This is a genomic window from Leeuwenhoekiella sp. CH_XMU1409-2, assembly GCF_037029365.1.
Classification (GTDB): domain Bacteria; phylum Bacteroidota; class Bacteroidia; order Flavobacteriales; family Flavobacteriaceae; genus Leeuwenhoekiella; species Leeuwenhoekiella blandensis.
Genome location: NZ_JAYMEI010000004.1, coordinates 44,549 through 61,675 on the forward strand (window position 1 = coordinate 44,549; position 17,127 = coordinate 61,675).

The following is a 17,127-nucleotide window of genomic DNA, read 5'->3' on the forward strand; positions in this document are numbered from 1 at the left end:
ATTTATATTAAATCTCACTCTATAGAAGTATTCTCCTTATCAGAACTATTACCAAAATTGAAATGATACTTGAGTCCTAGTCCTACGTTATAGTAATAGTCGTCGCGCTTGCCGCTTACTGCAGCTTCTAACTCATCGGTAAAGGTCAAATTGTGCTCTGCAAAAAGTCTCATACTAAACCTTGGTGCAAGTTGATAATCTACCGCAAAACCATATTGAACTTTTGCCGCTGTTAAATCTTCACTTCCATTTTCTCCTGATCCCTGAAGTCTCGTGACCAAGCCACCTCCACCATAGACCACCGGGGAAAGCTTATCGTTTTTAAGTATTCTGAATTCTAAATTGAGGTTGGCGCTTCCGTAGCTTTCAGAAAAATCGCTTCCCCCGTAAAGCTTGAAAAGGTTGGCATTGACATTTATAGCTAAAAACTCATTGAGACTGCTCGTATATCCTAATCCTCCCAATGGAGCAAATTGCTTATTACCATAATCTCCATCTAGTAATGCTCCGGCAAAACTGAGTGCTATAGATTGCTTAAATTCTTGTGTAAAAAATGCTCGCTCATAAAGACGCGTTGATTCTTCAAGCTCCTTTTCCTTTTCATAATTTTCAATCAAAGCCTCATTTACGGTCACACCTTCTTTTGAAGACCATAGGTTATCTTTAATACCTTCAATAATCAAAGATTCTACAGCTTTTTCTATGGCATCCTTCATGGCCAACTGAACCGGTTCATTTTTAGTATACCCTGTTTCTACCTCTAAAAGTCGCTGAAAATTCACATATCTAAACAAACTGGCATCTATAGCCTGTGAAAGAATCGTTTTAGAGACATATACCGTTTTAAGCACTCTTCCGCTTGAAGTCGAAACTGCTCTTAAATAAACTGTAAGACGATCCTGTCTATATTGCGTTGAACCGCCTACACCAAAATAACGCGCGCCCAAACCACCGGTGATTATATTAGAATCATAACTGATGATTCCACCTTCAAGCAAAACACCTGCGTACAGCAACGGAGGTAAATTAGGTTCATTTGGATTGTTATTCTTTCTGTATTCATCCCGTGTAGACCTGATTATATTCCGCTCATTCAGGAGGTTTCCCAGATTCTCACGTTCAATAGGTGTAAACCACTTAGAATCTTCTAGCGCTTTTATCAACATAGTGGTTGCTCCCTGAGAAACAGCCGTACTAAATGTACTTCCGTTTTCTACATTCTTATACTGCCCTGTCTGGTCTTTAAAGTTGTAAACCCCGGCAACCACCGGCTCAGCAGGTTCAGGAAATTGAGTTAAGGTTGTTGTATGACTGGTTACTTCTCCTAGTCGCGCATCCTGCTGGGATAAAGGTTGATTAAAATAGGATCCACAAGAGCTTAATGTAATAAGTAGAAGTAAGACGTATAAACTATGATGTTTTAACATTGTAATCTTATTGATTTGGGACAATAATCTGGGTCTGTTCACCCGTATTGGTGTCTAAAATATTGATCACCAATCCTTCATTTGAATCGTATATTTCTAGTGCTAAAGAGCCAAAATTGTAAGTCCCTGCCTCAAGCCCTTCCCCCAATTGCGCGGTGAATAGTCCTCTTGATATTTGACTTAATAATTGCCTATTAAGATTGCTCGCAAAACTTTCTAATTCTGATTGGTCTTTGGCTGCGTTTTCTTCAGGATCTTTAAAGGAATTCTGCGCATTTGCAGAACTTAAAAGCCATTGATAATTAAAAGTCTCACCTCCAAAATTTGGATTTTTAGGTTGATATGTTAGCTGCTGTGCAAACGTGGTGGAAGATGCTATTAAAAAAAGCAGAAAAAGTATGTACTTCATGGTTTCAATAGTGTTGAACAGTATTTTGATTTTTATTCATTAATTCTAATTGTTTTATTACCCGTAGAATGGCGTAATTTTTCATTTCTCGTAAATAAGCCATTGAAGGTCTTACTATAAATTCAAGAACTTTAGTGTTGACAACTAGCACCTCTATTTTTGTATTTCGGCCTATGGCCAAAACTTCCTTAATGGTTACGATAAACTTGCCATTTATATTTTTTGACAAATAGTCGGAGTAGAATTCTTTATAGAAATCACTTCCCGGCTTTGTTTTAGTGTCTTCTACCACAATTCCTGTAAGGCTTATACCATCTGCTTTAGAGGCTTGAACATCTAAGTTATTTTGCCGTTGTATTACATTTACTTTTGTGTCATCTTCTACAAGTTCGCCTCCTTCAAACACTAATCTTGCTTTACCTACGATGTTATCTTCAGTATCATAGATTAGAAATAGAATAATTTTTTTTTCATCGACTTCCTTATCAAGTGTGATTGATAAGACTTCAATTTTTTCATTGGGGTTAATAACTAAGCGACCTTCGGTAACTTCTTTTTTTAACGTATCGCTTTTACTATTGGGATAAATGATTGAAAACACATAACGCACACTAGAACTAACTTCAGTTTTATTGGTGGCAAAAGCATCTAATTGAATCAATCCATTTATTTCTTGCGCATTAAGATTTGCCTGAATTTCTTTATTGTAATATTGAGAGTATACACACATTGAACTCAGACAACATATAAACCGTAAAAAATGCTTACTCTTAAACATTTAGACTAGTTGAAGTTTCTTATTACAATACTTTGGCCTAAACCCTGCATCTCTACTTTCATATTTTTAGAGAGTTCGTTTGAACCGAAAATATCTAGATTTTGATGTTCTCCATTTTGAATAAGGACTGCACTGAACTCCTTCAATGCGTACAAGCCGTATTTGGAGACTTGATTATTAGTTCCATTTTGAAGCACCGTTAACTTTAAATTTTCAGAATTGTCTGACACATTAATAACATTGCCTGCACCTATTTGACTTAGGTTAATAGAGGTCTCAGAACTACTTAGAATTGTTTGCACAGTATTTCTTTCTCCTATCTGTTCAATGAATATATCGCCAGCACTTTGATTTGCTCTTTGCGAACTCAGTAGATCTAATTGATTTAAAACTTTAGGACCTACTTCTTGAGCTTTACCAATGATGGAAAACATCAGAAAAAAAACAATGCATATGGTTTTAAAAAAGCAACTCATAGTCTATTCTTTTGATTTACTGAAAGAAAGATGAAGGAAATAAGATATCCCTATTCCCTTCATCCTCATTTGAATGATTACTCTTTTAGTTTATCTGCACTACAGAAGAAACATTAGAGTTACCCAATTGCGTAACAGTACTCATATGGGTCATTCCGGTTTGAGATACATAGCTAGAGTTCATATCTCCAGTTTGAGTCACAATACTCATATGACCAGAACCTAATTGATAAACTTCACTCCAGTTTGCGTCACCAGTTTGCATTACTTCAGAATCAGAGTTATCCCCGTTTTGCTGAGTATAAGCAAGGTTTGCATCACCGGTTTGGGTTATAACAGAGTTATGGCTATCTCCATCTTGCCATACGAGAGCCTGATTTGCATCACCTAATTGAGCTACCATAGACATGCTACCATCTGTTCCTAATGTGCCATATTGATCTACGTGGCTATAGTTGTCGTCTCCAACTTGTGATACTTGACTTAAATTATCGTTACTTGTAAAACCAAATCCACCTTGGTGTGCATAAGAAAAGTTACCATCACCGTTTTGATAAACTGTTCCTTCGTTACCATCACCATTTTGAATAACATCTGAGAAATTAACATCCCCTAACTGCGCAACAGAGCTGCTATTTAAATCTCCTATTTGAACAACATAAGAATCATTAAATTCACTTGGGTCTGAAGCCAGATCTTGTTGTGCAACATAAGATGAGTTGCGGAAACCTGTTTGAGTAACTTCACTATAGTTATCGTTACCTACGCGTGAAATTGTTCCTCCACTATTCACAAAACCTTGAAGTACTCTTGAACCGTTTTGCTGTCCTGTTTGAGTCACATAACTTTCATTATTGTTATGTACCTGTTGAACCTGCGATGAGTTGAGTCTTCCTGTAGAGCTAACGCTGCTATAGTTGTCTGCACCTAATTGGTTTACCGAAGAGCGGTTAATTGTACCTGACTGCATTACATCTGAGTCATTCATAGTACCCGTCTGTGTAACATCTGAAGTATTGTCTGCTCCCGATTGCACGACATCACTTACGTTGGATTGCGCAAAAGCAACAGCCCCAAACATTAGCGCACTCGCGCATAAAACTACTTTTTTCATAATAGAAAAGTTTTAAATTAATAATATATAGAATGGTTAATAAAATGCTATTTCAGTCTCTCGGCTTCTAAGAGTGAGGGGACTCAATCCGAAAGAAATTTTATAAGGGGAGTTGAGACTGCTTTATAAATCCTGTCTCAATGCGATGCTAATTTATAAAAAACTAAACCTCAGATTTTAAGAAGAATATAACTTTTCGATGAAATTAAGCTTGAAGCGAAAACGTTATAGTATCCAAAGCCATATCCTATGCGCCCTAAGCGGCTAAAAGGGAAAAATACCCTTTCTCTAATGAAGAATTGAATTGAAATACTTTTCCTACAAGAATTGTAAGAGGTTAAACTTTAAATGAATTTAAATTAACATTTTAATAAGATTCTTAATTAAAAAATCTATCGTTTTAATTCAAATTAAGTAATTCCCGATTCTTAGCGAGTGGCCAAAGTTTATCCTCTACCACCAATTCCAACTTGTCTGAAGCATACCGAATGGAATCAAAAAATGGAAGCACTTTTGTTCTGTATAAATCTGCTCGATCTTTGGTTTCAAGCGCGTTGGCTTCCTTTCTTGCTTCAATCATATAATTGATTTCGCGATTAATAGTACTTATATACCCCGAAATCTTTTCTACAAGCTCTATTTGCTCTTCAGCAAAATCCTTATAGTTTGAGTCATAAATCGACTTTAGTCCTTTAACATTCTTTATTAAAAGATTCTGGTATCTAATCGCTGTAGGAATTATATGATTTCCGGCGATTGCGCCTAAAACACGGCTTTCAATTTGAATGCGTTTGATATACTCTTCAAGTTCGATATCGTAGCGTGCTTTGAGCTCGATGGCATTCATCACCTCCATTTCTTCAAACAGTTTTATCACTCGTTTACCTATTTGAACATTTAGTGCCTCGGGAGTAGTTCTATTGTTACTCAGCTTTCGCTTTTTTGCTTCCTTTTCCCAATCTGCACTGTAACCATCTCCTTCAAATCTGATTTTCTTAGAAGACTTGATATACTCACGCAGCACATTAAATATGGCATCATCCTTTTTCATGCTTTCTTTGTCAATAAGCTTATCTACTTCAGTCTTAAAATCTTTAAGCTGTTTGGCTACTATAGTATTTAAAACAACCATGGGCCGCGCACAGTTTGTAGTACTACCTACTGCCCTAAACTCAAACTTATTTCCGGTAAATGCAAAAGGTGATGTTCTGTTTCTATCGGTATTATCCAGTAATATTTCAGGGATTTTACCAACTACATTGAGCTTTAGATCTGTTTTCTCTTGTGGAGATAATTTACCATCGGTTACTTTCTCGAGTTCATCAAGAACAGCAGTAAGCTGTTTTCCTATAAAAACCGACATAATTGCGGGTGGCGCTTCGTTAGCTCCCAATCTGTGATCGTTGGAGGCTGAAGCGACGGAAGCTCTAAGCAATTCTTCGTTTTCCTGAACCGCTTTAATTGTATTGATGAAGAAGGTAAGAAACTGCAAATTCTTCATCGGTGTGGTTCCCGGACTCAACAAGTTTACACCGGTATCGGTTGCAAGCGACCAATTATTGTGTTTCCCGCTACCGTTTATTCCGGCAAATGGTTTCTCGTGAAATAACACCTTCAGATTGTGACGACCAGCAACGCGATCCATCAAATCCATAATGAGTGAATTGTGATCAACAGCAAGATTTGCTTCTTCAAAAACAGGTGCCAATTCAAACTGATTAGGAGCCACTTCATTGTGCCTTGTTTTCACCGGAATTCCCAACAACATACATTCCTGCTCCAATTCTTTCATAAAATTAAGTGCACGCTCAGGAATTGAACCAAAATAATGATCATCTAATTGTTGGCCCTTCGCCGGCGCGTGCCCCAACATAGCTCTACCGGTTTGCATAATATCAGGCCGAGACGCTGCAAGTGCAGAATCGATCAAGAAATACTCCTGTTCCCAACCTAAAGTAGCCGTTACTTTGGTCACACTCTTATTAAAATATTTTGCTACTTCAGTGGCGTTTTGATCAATTGCATTTAACGCCCTTAATAACGGAGTTTTATTATCAAGCGCTTCCCCGGTATAGGAAACAAAAACTGTAGGAATACAGAGTGTCGTATCTAAAATAAAAGCCGGAGATGTAGGATCCCAGGCGGTATATCCTCGAGCTTCAAAAGTATTTCTTATTCCGCCGTGGGGAAAAGAAGATGCATCGGGTTCCTGCTGAACCAACTTTGCTCCCTCAAACTTTTCTATAGCGCGCCCATCTGAAGTTCGTTCAAAAAAAGCATCATGCTTTTCAGCTGTTGCTCCTGTTAAGGGTTGAAACCAATGCGTATAATGTGTTGCTCCCAATTCAAGCGCCCATTGTTTCATACCTGCAGCGATACTATCAGCCATCAGTCGGTCTATTTTAGCTCCTGTATTTATGGCATCTTCCACAGCTTCAAAGGCGTCTTGCGACAGTACCTGGCGCATCGCATCTTTTCCAAAAACGTGCTTTCCATATAACTCAGAACGCTTTTGAGTTTCTAACACAAGCTTTGGCTTTCTATTTAGGCTTTCCTTAAGGGCAAAAAATCGCAAAGTCTCCATTTTTCAGCTAATTTTTATGAAATTCAGAATTGAACCGTACAAAAATATATGATTTCACAATACACCCCTACTTTTTAGGGGGCTTATTAAATTTATTCCGTTAATAAGTAGGCTCACCCCCATATTTTTCAAGATGCAGATATTAAAGAAATGTTATATTTGTTATTAGTTTAATTCAAAAAAAATTTAAATCAATTTATTATGGGCAAATCAAAATTAGAGTATCTCTGGTTGGACGGTTATACACCAACTGCCAATCTAAGAAGTAAAACCAAAGTAGAAGAAGATTTTAGCGGGAAGTTAGAAGACTGTCCTGTTTGGTCGTTTGATGGTTCTTCAACTAAACAAGCCGAAGGAGGCTCTTCTGATTGCTTATTGAAGCCCGTTGCAATATATCCAGATCCAGCTCGTAGAGATGGATACTTGGTAATGACTGAGGTTCTTAATGCAGACGGTACTCCACACGAGTCTAACGCAAGAGCAACAATCGATGATGAAGATGATGATTTCTGGTTCGGTTTTGAGCAAGAATATTTCATTATGGACAAAGCGACTCAGCTACCATTAGGTTTCCCAGTAGGTGGTTATCCTGGTCCTCAAGGTATGTACTATTGCTCTGTAGGTGGTAAAAACACACACGGTAGAGCTTTTGTTGAAGAGCACGCAGATCTTTGTATCGATGCTGGTCTTAACTTTGAAGGTATTAACCAAGAGGTTGCTAGTGGTCAGTGGGAATTCCAACTTTTTGCAAAAGGAGCTAAAAAAGCAGGTGATGAAATCTGGGTAGCTCGTTATTTATTACAAAGACTTACTGAAGAGTATGGTTACTACATCGAATATCACCCAAAACCAATCAAAGGAGACTGGAACGGTTCTGGTATGCACGCCAACTTCTCAAATACAACTTTAAGAACTGCTGGTTCTAAAGAAGTTTACGACACGATTTGTGAAGCTTTCCGCCCTGTAACTGCTGAGCATATTGCAGTATACGGTGAGTTTAACGATCAGCGTTTAACTGGTCAGCACGAGACTGCTTCTATTCACGACTTCTCTTACGGAATTTCTGACCGTGGAGCTTCAATCCGTATCCCAATTATCACTGTTGAAAAAGGATACAAAGGATGGTTAGAAGATCGTCGTCCTGCATCTAACGCAGACCCATACAAAGTAGCGGGTCGTATCGTTAAGACGGTAAAAGGAGCTGAAGAAAAAATCTAATTTTTTCTAATGTAAATTAGTAAAGCCCGCAATAGCGGGCTTTTTTATTGAATGTTATTTTTCAATTTTTAACTAAATGCCAGACCTATAAACACACAATAGGCTGCAAAAAGAATAAAGCCTTTCCAGCGATTCAATTCTAATTTTAATGGAAGATATCCTAGCGGAAGTAATACAACTGCAAAGCCAAGTAACCAAAACATATTGTTTAAGATACTATCATCAAGCACTTGGATCGGCGTGATCATTGAAGTCAATCCTAAAACCGAAGCAATATTGAAAATGTTAGACCCTATAAGATTTCCCAGAGAAATAGCTTTCTCTTTCTTTAAAGCTGCAATAACCGATGCTGCCAACTCCGGAACACTCGTCCCGATTGCAATTACAGTTACCGAAATCGCATAATCGCTTACTCCAACAGATTTTGCCAAGTCTTTAGCGCCAACAACTAACCACTCTGAACCAAAATAAAGCGCAAAAGCCCCTATGAGCAGCCAGATCACGATCTTGAAATATGAGGTTGTAGCTAAATTTGCATCTACCTCGCCATTCTGCGCTTCTTGAGTAACTCGGGAATGTTTAGCTCTGCGAATAAGCAAAACAAGATAGGCCACGAGCGAAAAGAATAAAATAAAGCCTTCTAACTTGGAGATCATTGCATCATTGACCAAAGCCAAATAGAGACCAAGTGAAAACAAAACCATCACCGGCCAGTTGAATTTGAAAAAATCGCTGTCAATTCCTAAAGTTGAAATAATTGCGGTGAGCCCTAAAACCAAAGCAATATTGGCAATATTACTGCCAATCACATTTCCTAAAGCGATATCTGGCGAACCATCTAAAGCTGCTTGTAGACTTACTAAAAGTTCTGGTGCTGAAGTTGCAAAGGAAACCACCGTAAGACCAATGACCATTTTAGAAAGATTCAATTTGAAAGAAAGTCCCACCGAAGCTCTAACCAAAAACTCCCCACCTACAACCAGCAGCATCAAGCCTAACAAAACAAATACAATACTCATCGATTCTTTTTTGTGGCTGCGAATATAAACAACCTATTAGAAAAAGGCTGTTGTTACAAGGACTCGGCTTTTAAGGCTTGATACAAGCTAACTGTTTCTACAGCTTCTTTTACATCATGCACACGCAATATTGAAGCTCCTTTCTGTAAAGCAACCATATTTAATGCCGTGGTACCGTTTAAGGCTGACGCTGCATCAATGCCCAAGGTTTTTGTGATCATTGATTTACGTGAAAGCCCAATTAAAATAGGCAAATCAAGAATCTGTAATTTTTCGGTAGCATTGAGTAACTCATAATTTTGCGTAATGGTTTTAGCAAATCCCAAGCCGGGATCTACGATAATATCATTCAATCCCAAAGCACGTGCAGCCGCCACACGTTCACTTAAATAAAAAAGCACCTCTTTTACCAAATCATCATAATCAGTAAGACCTTTCATTGTTTGTGGCGTTCCGCGCATATGCATCAAAATGTACGGGACTTGCAGTTTTGCAACAGTGGGTAGCATTTCGGGATCAAGCAAACCGGCACTAATATCATTTATCAAAGCTGCTCCGGCGGTTACTGCTTCCTGAGCAACTTTAGATCTGAAGGTGTCTATTGATAATAATACTTCTGGGAAATTCTTCAGCAACAGTTCTACAACGGGAATGAGTCGGTTGCACTCTTCTTCCACACGTATATCCTCGGCATCAGGTCTAGAACTATACGCGCCAACATCTATAAACGTAGCTCCATCATTCAGCATTTTTTCTGCTTGCGCAAGAATATCTTTTTCGTTTTTATAGGATCCCCCATCATAAAAAGAATCTGGAGTTACGTTTAAAATCCCCATCACTTTTGGGGAATCAAAATCTATAAGGGTCCCTTTACAGTTAATGCTTACCATGAATTAAGCCTATGTTTTTCTAGATTGCTTATTTTAGGCGAAATTTACAGAAATTAGACGACCTCGAAGCATCAAAGCATAGGTTTGGGATTAGATCTTTTTTCTTTTCAGAAATAAATTGCATTATTTACGAGTTAATGGAGAAAACTTCAGCACAATACGACGCGGTAATAAAAACCTGCCGTGATTTATTTTCAAAAAAAATGAGTGATTACGGGAGCGCTTGGCGTATTCTAAGACTGCCATCGCTCACCGATCAAATTTTTATCAAAGCGCAACGCATACGCGGATTACAGGAAAATGCGGTACATAAAGTTGATGAAGGAGAAGCTTCAGAGTTTATTGGCATCATCAATTACTCGATAATGGCATTGGTTCAGCTTGAAAAAGGTGTTGTAGAACAACCGGATCTCAATCTTGAAGAATCATTAGAAGCCTATGATAAACACATCAAGATCACCAAAGATCTGATGATGAATAAAAATCATGATTATGGTGAAGCATGGCGCGATATGCGCATCAGTTCGCTTACCGATCTTATTTTACAAAAGCTTTTGCGCGTAAAACAGATTGAAGACAACAAAGGAAAAACCTTAGTTTCTGAAGGCATAGACGCTAATTATCAAGATATGATCAATTATGCTGTTTTTGCCTTGATATTATTAGAAGAAATCAACTCAAAAAACTCTTGATCTTGAAAAAACTCATCGGCTTTGTACGCGTTTTTGTAGGCGTATTGTTTATCATCTCAGGCTTTGTCAAACTCAATGACCCTGTTGGTTTTTCGTTTAAACTTCAAGAGTATTTTGCTCCAGATGTCCTGAATATTGAATTTTTAAGTCCGTTTGCATTGGGACTCGCGATCATTCTCGTTATCGTCGAACTCGTTCTTGGTGTAGCGCTGATTATTGGGTACTACAAGCGCCTAACGATGTGGCTGCTTTTGTTAATGATCATTTTCTTTACGTTTCTCACCTTTTATTCGGCCTATTTCAATAAAGTGACAGATTGTGGTTGTTTTGGTGATGCGCTGCCGCTTACTCCGTGGCAATCCTTCACAAAAGATGTTATTTTATTGATTATGATCGTTTTTCTTTTCATCAATATCAAACACATCAAACCATTCTTTTCAAACTTCAGCAGATCTATTATCATTTTTGCGACGTTTATCGCCTGCCTAAGCTTTGGATATTACGTTTTAATGCACTTACCGGCAATTGATTTTAGAGCTTATAAAGAAGGGGTAAACATCAGCGAAGGAATGACGATCCCAGAAGGTGCGCCAGAAGCAGTATTTGATTACAACTGGAAATTCAATATCAACGGAGAGGAAAAAATAATCACAACGCAGGGAGAATATCCTTCTAGCGAAGGCGAATTTATAGGCGTAGAAACCGAAGTGGTAGAAGAAGGCTACGTCCCTCCTATTCACGATTTCACAATTGAAAAAGACGGGGAGAATTTCACTGAAAAATTCTTAAATACGCCCAATCTTATTGTGATCATCGCTTATGATCTCAACAAAACTGAATGGAATGGTTGGCCGGTGATCAAAGAGCTAACGAATGATGCCCTGAAAAAAGGATATTCGGTTATTGGGTTAACGGCTTCTGGAGATGCTTCAGTGAATGATCTAAAAGAAAAGCAAAACATCAATTTTGATTTTTACTTCACTGATGCTACTACGTTAAAAACGATAGTACGCAGCAATCCGGGGATAGTAAAACTGCATAACGGAACCATTATTCAAAAAAGACACTGGAATGACGCCGATGAGATTGAACTCGAAATGCTTCCTTCGGCAAATACCTCACTTGATCTTAAACTGAAACATCGTCTTGACAGTATCGCGCGTTACGATGAACTCTACCGTCCTATTTTACAGGAAACCGATGAGCAAAAACGTAAAGCACTTGCTGAAGAACTAGGCCTAAAACCTGAAGATTACTCCGGCGACCTGTGGAAAAAACAGCGTATGCTAGACACCAGTAATCTGAAAATCGTAAAACGAATTCTTGATACGCAAGGCTATCCCGGCAAATCAGTCGTAGGCGAGCCTTCAAACCTTATTGCGCTCGAGGTTATTGAGCACAATCCTATTCAAATTGAGCAATATATTGATTTGTTTAAAAAAGCAGCTGCAGCCGGTGAAATTCCCAAAACCCGCGTGGCTGTTCTTGAAGACAAATATTTGATGATGCAAGATAAAGAGCAACTCTACGGAAGTCAGGCGCAGATCACAGCAGCCAATGGCTTTTTTATCTGGCCCATCAAAGATGTTGCGATGGTCAATGAACGTAGAAAAGCAGCAGGTTTTGAACGCAGTATCGAAGAATATGTCGCCGACTTGATGGGTGAAGACGCCACGTTTAAAGGGCTTAAACTTTCTGAAATTAAGAGACTCTGATTTTTTATATACTCAATAAATTAGGATACGCAGTACTCACCCTCTTCGGGGTGATCACCGTTGTGTTTTTATTGTTCACGGTTTTACCGGGTGACCCTGCACGAATGATGCTCGATCAAAATGAGGATCCCGAGCAACTCGCCATCATCAAACATAAATACGGTTTTGACCAACCGGTACTCACGCAATACGGATATTACCTGAACGATCTCTCGCCGATTTCTATTCATCAAAACACCGGAGATGGATATACTAGCTTAGCTTCAGAAAAATACACGTATACAAAGCTTATAGATTTTGGTATGCGTTCTTTGGTTTTAAAATATCCCTACCTCAGAGAATCGTTTCAGAAAACCGGTAAAACAGTTGTAGAAGTCATTTCAGAAACCTTGCCCAATACCATAGTACTTGCGGTGAGCGCTATTTTTATCGCGATCAGTTTAGGCATTCTGCTTGGTATCATTTCCGCAAATATGCGAGACACCTGGCTCGACAAAACCATTCAAGTGATTAGTACTTTTGGGATGAGTGTCCCCAGTTTTTTCAGTGCGATCCTGTTTGCCTGGTTATTCGGCTTTGTATTGAATAAATATACCAACTTGAATATGACCGGAAGCCTTTATGAGATGGACGATTTTGGCGAAGGCATTCATATTCAACTTAAAAACATCATTTTACCGGCGATCGTTTTGGGAATACGACCGCTAGCCGTGGTTATTCAATTGATGCGAAATTCCTTACTCGAAGTTTACAATCAAGAGTACATACGCACCGCACAAGCCAAAGGTTTAAGCCAAACGCAGATCGTATGGCGCCACGCGCTAAAAAATGCACTAAACCCTGTAGTAACGGCTGTTTCGGGATGGTTTGCTTCTATGCTTGCCGGCGCCGTTTTTGTAGAATATATTTTTGGGTGGAATGGTCTTGGCAAAGAAGTCGTAGATGCGCTCAACACCTTAGACCTACCAATAATTATGGGAGCGGTTTTAGTAATTGCCACCACTTTCATTCTCATCAATATTCTCGTAGACATTATTTACGGAATTCTTGACCCCAAAGTGCGTATTAGATAGTCCAAATGTTGTAGAATACGCCGACTAATCCTAATTTTATGTTTTATTTCATTTTATGAAAAATACGCTTACAATTTTAGCAATCCTGTTTATTTCGGTTGCCTTTTCACAAAAAAAATCATTTTCAGCTGAAGCTTTACAAGATCATCTACTGAATTTAGATGGAACTGAAATTACCTTTCAAGAAATACTTGAGCAACATAAAGGAAAACCTGTTCTTATAGACATCTGGGCTTCCTGGTGTAAAGATTGCATCGCAGGATTCCCTGATCTCAAAAAACTTCAACAAGATAATCCTGAAATTGATTATGTATTTCTTTCGCTAGATAAGGAAGAAGCCCGCTGGAAAGCAGGAATCGAAAAATATAAACTTGAAGGAGCACATTACTATATCAAATCAGGCTGGAACGGTCCGCTTTGCAGCAGTATCGATCTTGACTGGATTCCGCGTTACATTTTGCTCGATGCATCCGGAACGATAAAAGTTTACAGAGCAATAACCACAAAAGACAATCAACTACTAAATCAAATACAATGAGAAAAAATATCGTAGCCGGTAACTGGAAAATGAATACCGATCTTGCAGACACGCAAGAACTCATCGGCGGTCTTAAGAAAATAGCAAAAACTTCTGATGCAGAAGTGATTATCGCTCCTCCGTTCACCAATCTTTATACAGCTTTTGAGACCCTTAAAGATTCTGATATTGAGGTAGCAGCACAAAACATGCACCAATCTTCTTCGGGCGCATTTACCGGTGAGATCAGCGCATCAATGCTTAAAGGCGTAGGAATTAAAACGGTAATTCTTGGGCACAGTGAGCGCAGAGCGTACTTTGGTGAGAAAGAAGATCTACTTGCTGAAAAAGTAAATGCTGCTTTAGAAAATGAAATGAAAGTGATCTACTGTTTTGGTGAGGAATTGAAAGACCGAAACTTTGGAGAGCACTTTGAAGTAGTGAATAAGCAAATCAGTCAGGCGCTTTTTCATCTGGACGCCGATGCTTGGAAGCATATTGTATTGGCTTACGAGCCGGTTTGGGCTATTGGGACTGGAGAGACAGCTAGTCCTGAGCAAGCGCAAGAGATGCACGCTTTTATTAGAAAAACCATTGCAGACGAGTATTCTCAAGAGGTTGCAGATAATGTGACCATTCTTTACGGAGGTAGTGTAAAGCCTGCAAATGCAAAAGAGATTTTCTCTAAAGCAGATGTTGACGGTGGCCTTATAGGTGGTGCTTCTTTAAAAGCAGAAGACTTTATGGCTATTGTAAATGCATTTTAAATTTATCTATGGCAGAAATATATGCTGAATATGAGTTTAAGGTAGCGCCGGTAAATCCCGGTGCCGAAATTCTCATTGCAGAGTTGAGCCAACTTGACTTTGAAAGTTTTGACGAGACAGACGAGGGTGTAAAGGCTTACATCCTCGCTTCTTTAAATAAGGAGAATATACTCGACGACGTCAATATTCTCAACAATCCCGAATTTAAAATTTCGTATTCGGTTAATACTATAGAGCCGGTCAACTGGAATGAGGAATGGGAGAAAAATTTTGAACCCATTGAAGTAGACGGCATATGCTCGGTACGCGCGCCATTCCATCCCAAACCTGATATGGAATTTGATATCGTGATCGAGCCCAAAATGTCTTTTGGCACCGGGCATCACGAGACGACTCATTTAATGATTAAGCATCTTATTAAAATAGATGTTCAAGAGAAAAGCACGCTCGATATGGGTTGTGGCACCGGTATTCTAGCAATATTTGCCGCGCTTAAGGGCGCAAAACCTGTAGACGCTATTGATATCGATCCCTGGTGTTATGAAAATACCGTGGAGAATAAAGATCGAAATGATGTAGGGTTTATTAAAGCCTACGAAGGCGACGCTTCAATTTTAGGTGACACACATTACGATTTAATCATTGCAAATATTAATCGCAATATCCTAATCAACGACATCCCAACATACGCTAACTGTCTAAATCACGATGGAATTTTACTTCTTAGTGGTTTTTATACTCAAGATATCCCGGCAATTACGAGTATTTGTAACCAACACGGGCTAAATTTTATCATGAATTTTGAAAAAAATAATTGGGTAGCGTGTAAATTTGTAAAAAATTAATTCCCTGAACCTAAGTTTTTTACCTATGAGCACAAGAGAAAAGTTACAGGAAGAAGTTGATGTCCTCGAAGCTGAAGATCGCAACAATGAGATCGTAGTATATAATGATGATGTAAATACCTTTGATCACGTGATCGATACGTTGATTGAAGTTTGCGACCACACGCCAATTCAAGCAGAGCAATGTTCACTTATAGTACATTACAAAGGCAAATGCACAGTAAAAACCGGAAGCTATGAATATCTGGAACCACGTTGTTCAGCATTACTAGATGCCGGTCTAAGTGCCGAAATAATTTAAAAATTCTGCTAATATAAAATTCAATCAAAGCCTCTATTTTAGAGGCTTTTTTCTTACTCAAAAAAATTATTTAAGAAAATAATTGTCGATTAAAATCATATTTTATCGTTTAAAATTTGATTTATTGATTTTTTATAATAATTTACAAGTATTATTAATACTAACTATTATTATATGTTATCAGAAACATTTAAAAGAGTAGGCTTCTTTAGTCTAGGACTCTCATTGGCGATGACCTCTTGTTCAGAAGATGCTGAGCAAACTACATTGCCAGAAGCACAACCTACTTCCAACCTTGAGGTTTCTTCAGAAATCATCCAGCAAGTTGAAGATTTAGGTATGAACGCTAATTATGTGCGTTGGGATGATTTTTATTTTCCTGATGGTTCTTCTGAACCTCGACTATTTTTAGAAGAAGATGTTGTCGTAACTCCTGAACAATTATCCTCAATGTCCGCTAACGTTGAAGAATCAAAATCAGGAAAAGGTGATTCTAAACAATATCGCACTTCTGCTTTGGTAAGTCAGGGAAGAACGATTTCTATCATTGGTTATACCGGCGGTAGTCAGGCACTAAGCCAAAAAGAGCGTACCGCCTTACAATGGGCTGTTGCAAATTACAATCGGTTAAGCGGTGTAAGCATCAGTTTCAATTTGACATTTGGTACCGACTATCAAAACAAGGACATGGTGGTTTACAACAACACGGTAAATAACCCAAGTGGCGCAGGTGGTAGTGCCGGTTTCCCGAGTAATGGACTTCCGTATAAATTTGTTCAGATCTATGGGCTCGCTAACTACGACACCAATGTTGTTGAACACGTGATGACACACGAGATAGGTCATTCGGTTGGATTTAGACACACAGATTGGTTTAGTAGACAAAGCTGTGGACAGAACGTTTATGAAGGTGGTGACGCAAATCACGTTTCGGGAACTCCAACAGGTTACGACTCGACTTCAATTATGCTAGCTTGTTTTAGTGCCAATGAAGATGGTGAATTTAACGCCAATGATATTACCGCATTAAACAATATGTACTAGATACCGATTAGCCAAGTTAAAAGCCGTTTCTTACCAAAACGGCTTTTTTTCATTTTATATTTGCAGAACTATAAAAAAGGTCTATATTTGCACCCGCAAAATAAGGCAACTCTTAGTTACTCATTTTGATTTAAAAAGGCCTCGTGGCGCAACTGAATAGCGCATCTGATTACGGCTCAGAAGGTTGCAGGTTTGAATCCTGCCGAGGTCACAAAGAACACTACTTATCATTTTAAGACGAAAAGGTTTTGCAAGCGC

The 17,127-nt window shown here is 38.6% G+C and carries 17 protein-coding genes and 1 tRNA gene; 10 read left to right on the forward strand and 8 right to left on the reverse strand.

Going from position 1 to position 17,127, the window contains the following annotated elements:
• Positions 1 to 14 precede the first annotated feature (14 nt).
• The 6 genes from WA338_RS05245 to WA338_RS05270 all read right to left on the reverse strand — a co-directional run bounded on the left by WA338_RS05245 (position 15) and on the right by WA338_RS05270 (position 6,788).
• Positions 15 to 1,427, reverse strand: a complete 1,413-nt coding sequence (locus WA338_RS05245) for a CsgG/HfaB family protein (RefSeq protein WP_009779291.1) — start codon at positions 1,425 to 1,427, stop codon at positions 15 to 17.
• A gap of 7 nt (positions 1,428 to 1,434) precedes the next feature.
• A complete protein-coding gene (locus WA338_RS05250) occupies positions 1,435 to 1,836 on the reverse strand; it encodes a curli production assembly/transport component CsgF (RefSeq protein WP_009779290.1) in 402 nt (133 codons plus the stop codon).
• A 4-nt stretch (positions 1,837 to 1,840) separates the two neighbouring features.
• Positions 1,841 to 2,614, reverse strand: a complete 774-nt coding sequence (locus tag WA338_RS05255; RefSeq protein WP_336092437.1) for a CsgE family curli-type amyloid fiber assembly protein — start codon at positions 2,612 to 2,614, stop codon at positions 1,841 to 1,843.
• 5 nt (positions 2,615 to 2,619) lie between these two features.
• Positions 2,620 to 3,090 (reverse strand): hypothetical protein, encoded by a 471-nt coding sequence (locus WA338_RS05260; RefSeq protein ID WP_336092439.1) that lies wholly within the window; start codon positions 3,088 to 3,090, stop codon positions 2,620 to 2,622.
• 85 nt (positions 3,091 to 3,175) lie between these two features.
• Complete coding sequence (locus WA338_RS05265; RefSeq protein WP_009779287.1) at positions 3,176 to 4,204, reverse strand: hypothetical protein; 1,029 nt, start codon at positions 4,202 to 4,204, stop codon at positions 3,176 to 3,178.
• A gap of 400 nt (positions 4,205 to 4,604) precedes the next feature.
• Positions 4,605 to 6,788: a glutamine synthetase III family protein gene (locus WA338_RS05270; protein ID WP_009779286.1), complete on the reverse strand. Its 2,184-nt coding sequence runs from the start codon at positions 6,786 to 6,788 to the stop codon at positions 4,605 to 4,607.
• Between the two features lie 201 nt (positions 6,789 to 6,989).
• Here WA338_RS05270 and WA338_RS05275 point away from each other — a divergent pair, with 201 nt between their 5' ends.
• A complete protein-coding gene (locus WA338_RS05275) occupies positions 6,990 to 8,006 on the forward strand; it encodes a glutamine synthetase beta-grasp domain-containing protein (RefSeq protein ID WP_009779285.1) in 1,017 nt (338 codons plus the stop codon).
• Between the two features lie 68 nt (positions 8,007 to 8,074).
• Here WA338_RS05275 and WA338_RS05280 read toward each other — a convergent pair whose 3' ends face one another.
• Both WA338_RS05280 and folP read right to left on the reverse strand, forming a co-directional pair.
• Positions 8,075 to 9,025 carry a calcium/sodium antiporter gene (locus WA338_RS05280; RefSeq protein WP_272984646.1) on the reverse strand — a complete coding sequence of 317 codons (951 nt, stop codon included), beginning with the start codon at positions 9,023 to 9,025 and terminating at the stop codon, positions 8,075 to 8,077.
• Positions 9,026 to 9,078: 53 nt separating this feature from the next.
• A complete protein-coding gene (gene folP, locus WA338_RS05285; protein WP_009779283.1) occupies positions 9,079 to 9,915 on the reverse strand; it encodes a dihydropteroate synthase in 837 nt (278 codons plus the stop codon).
• Between the two features lie 137 nt (positions 9,916 to 10,052).
• Here folP and WA338_RS05290 point away from each other — a divergent pair, with 137 nt between their 5' ends.
• The 9 genes from WA338_RS05290 to WA338_RS05330 all read left to right on the forward strand — a co-directional run bounded on the left by WA338_RS05290 (position 10,053) and on the right by WA338_RS05330 (position 17,080).
• Entirely contained in the window at positions 10,053 to 10,607 is a 555-nt protein-coding gene (locus tag WA338_RS05290; RefSeq protein ID WP_009779282.1) for a DUF1599 domain-containing protein, read from the forward strand.
• Positions 10,608 to 10,609: 2 nt separating this feature from the next.
• Positions 10,610 to 12,322 carry a BT_3928 family protein gene (locus WA338_RS05295; protein ID WP_336092448.1) on the forward strand — a complete coding sequence of 571 codons (1,713 nt, stop codon included), beginning with the start codon at positions 10,610 to 10,612 and terminating at the stop codon, positions 12,320 to 12,322.
• Positions 12,319 to 13,395, forward strand: coding sequence for an ABC transporter permease (locus WA338_RS05300; RefSeq protein ID WP_336092768.1), 1,077 nt, complete (start codon positions 12,319 to 12,321; stop codon positions 13,393 to 13,395). Before WA338_RS05295 ends, WA338_RS05300 begins: the two co-directional genes overlap by 4 nt.
• Positions 13,396 to 13,450: 55 nt before the next feature.
• A complete protein-coding gene (locus tag WA338_RS05305; protein WP_336092451.1) occupies positions 13,451 to 13,933 on the forward strand; it encodes a TlpA family protein disulfide reductase in 483 nt (160 codons plus the stop codon).
• Complete coding sequence (gene tpiA, locus WA338_RS05310; protein WP_009779278.1) at positions 13,930 to 14,679, forward strand: triose-phosphate isomerase; 750 nt, start codon at positions 13,930 to 13,932, stop codon at positions 14,677 to 14,679. The genes WA338_RS05305 and tpiA overlap by 4 nt, the downstream gene beginning before the upstream one ends.
• Positions 14,680 to 14,687: 8 nt before the next feature.
• Positions 14,688 to 15,524: a 50S ribosomal protein L11 methyltransferase gene (gene prmA / locus WA338_RS05315; RefSeq protein WP_009779277.1), complete on the forward strand. Its 837-nt coding sequence runs from the start codon at positions 14,688 to 14,690 to the stop codon at positions 15,522 to 15,524.
• Between the two features lie 25 nt (positions 15,525 to 15,549).
• Complete coding sequence (locus WA338_RS05320; RefSeq protein WP_009779276.1) at positions 15,550 to 15,825, forward strand: ATP-dependent Clp protease adaptor ClpS; 276 nt, start codon at positions 15,550 to 15,552, stop codon at positions 15,823 to 15,825.
• A 174-nt stretch (positions 15,826 to 15,999) separates the two neighbouring features.
• Positions 16,000 to 16,869 carry a M57 family metalloprotease gene (locus WA338_RS05325; protein ID WP_336092456.1) on the forward strand — a complete coding sequence of 290 codons (870 nt, stop codon included), beginning with the start codon at positions 16,000 to 16,002 and terminating at the stop codon, positions 16,867 to 16,869.
• Between the two features lie 137 nt (positions 16,870 to 17,006).
• Positions 17,007 to 17,080 (forward strand) — tRNA-Arg (locus tag WA338_RS05330).
• Positions 17,081 to 17,127 lie beyond the last annotated feature (47 nt).

Coding starts and splice junctions, on each gene's coding strand:
- WA338_RS05245 (WP_009779291.1), bottom strand. CDS start 1,427: ATGTTAAAACATCATAGTTTATACGTCTTACTTCTACTTATTACATTA.
- WA338_RS05250 (WP_009779290.1), bottom strand. CDS start 1,836: ATGAAGTACATACTTTTTCTGCTTTTTTTAATAGCATCTTCCACCACG.
- WA338_RS05255 (WP_336092437.1), bottom strand. CDS start 2,614: ATGTTTAAGAGTAAGCATTTTTTACGGTTTATATGTTGTCTGAGTTCA.
- WA338_RS05260 (WP_336092439.1), bottom strand. CDS start 3,090: ATGAGTTGCTTTTTTAAAACCATATGCATTGTTTTTTTTCTGATGTTT.
- WA338_RS05265 (WP_009779287.1), bottom strand. CDS start 4,204: ATGAAAAAAGTAGTTTTATGCGCGAGTGCGCTAATGTTTGGGGCTGTT.
- WA338_RS05270 (WP_009779286.1), bottom strand. CDS start 6,788: ATGGAGACTTTGCGATTTTTTGCCCTTAAGGAAAGCCTAAATAGAAAG.
- WA338_RS05275 (WP_009779285.1), top strand. CDS start 6,990: ATGGGCAAATCAAAATTAGAGTATCTCTGGTTGGACGGTTATACACCA.
- WA338_RS05280 (WP_272984646.1), bottom strand. CDS start 9,025: ATGAGTATTGTATTTGTTTTGTTAGGCTTGATGCTGCTGGTTGTAGGT.
- folP (WP_009779283.1), bottom strand. CDS start 9,915: ATGGTAAGCATTAACTGTAAAGGGACCCTTATAGATTTTGATTCCCCA.
- WA338_RS05290 (WP_009779282.1), top strand. CDS start 10,053: ATGGAGAAAACTTCAGCACAATACGACGCGGTAATAAAAACCTGCCGT.
- WA338_RS05305 (WP_336092451.1), top strand. CDS start 13,451: ATGAAAAATACGCTTACAATTTTAGCAATCCTGTTTATTTCGGTTGCC.
- tpiA (WP_009779278.1), top strand. CDS start 13,930: ATGAGAAAAAATATCGTAGCCGGTAACTGGAAAATGAATACCGATCTT.
- prmA (WP_009779277.1), top strand. CDS start 14,688: ATGGCAGAAATATATGCTGAATATGAGTTTAAGGTAGCGCCGGTAAAT.
- WA338_RS05320 (WP_009779276.1), top strand. CDS start 15,550: ATGAGCACAAGAGAAAAGTTACAGGAAGAAGTTGATGTCCTCGAAGCT.
- WA338_RS05325 (WP_336092456.1), top strand. CDS start 16,000: ATGTTATCAGAAACATTTAAAAGAGTAGGCTTCTTTAGTCTAGGACTC.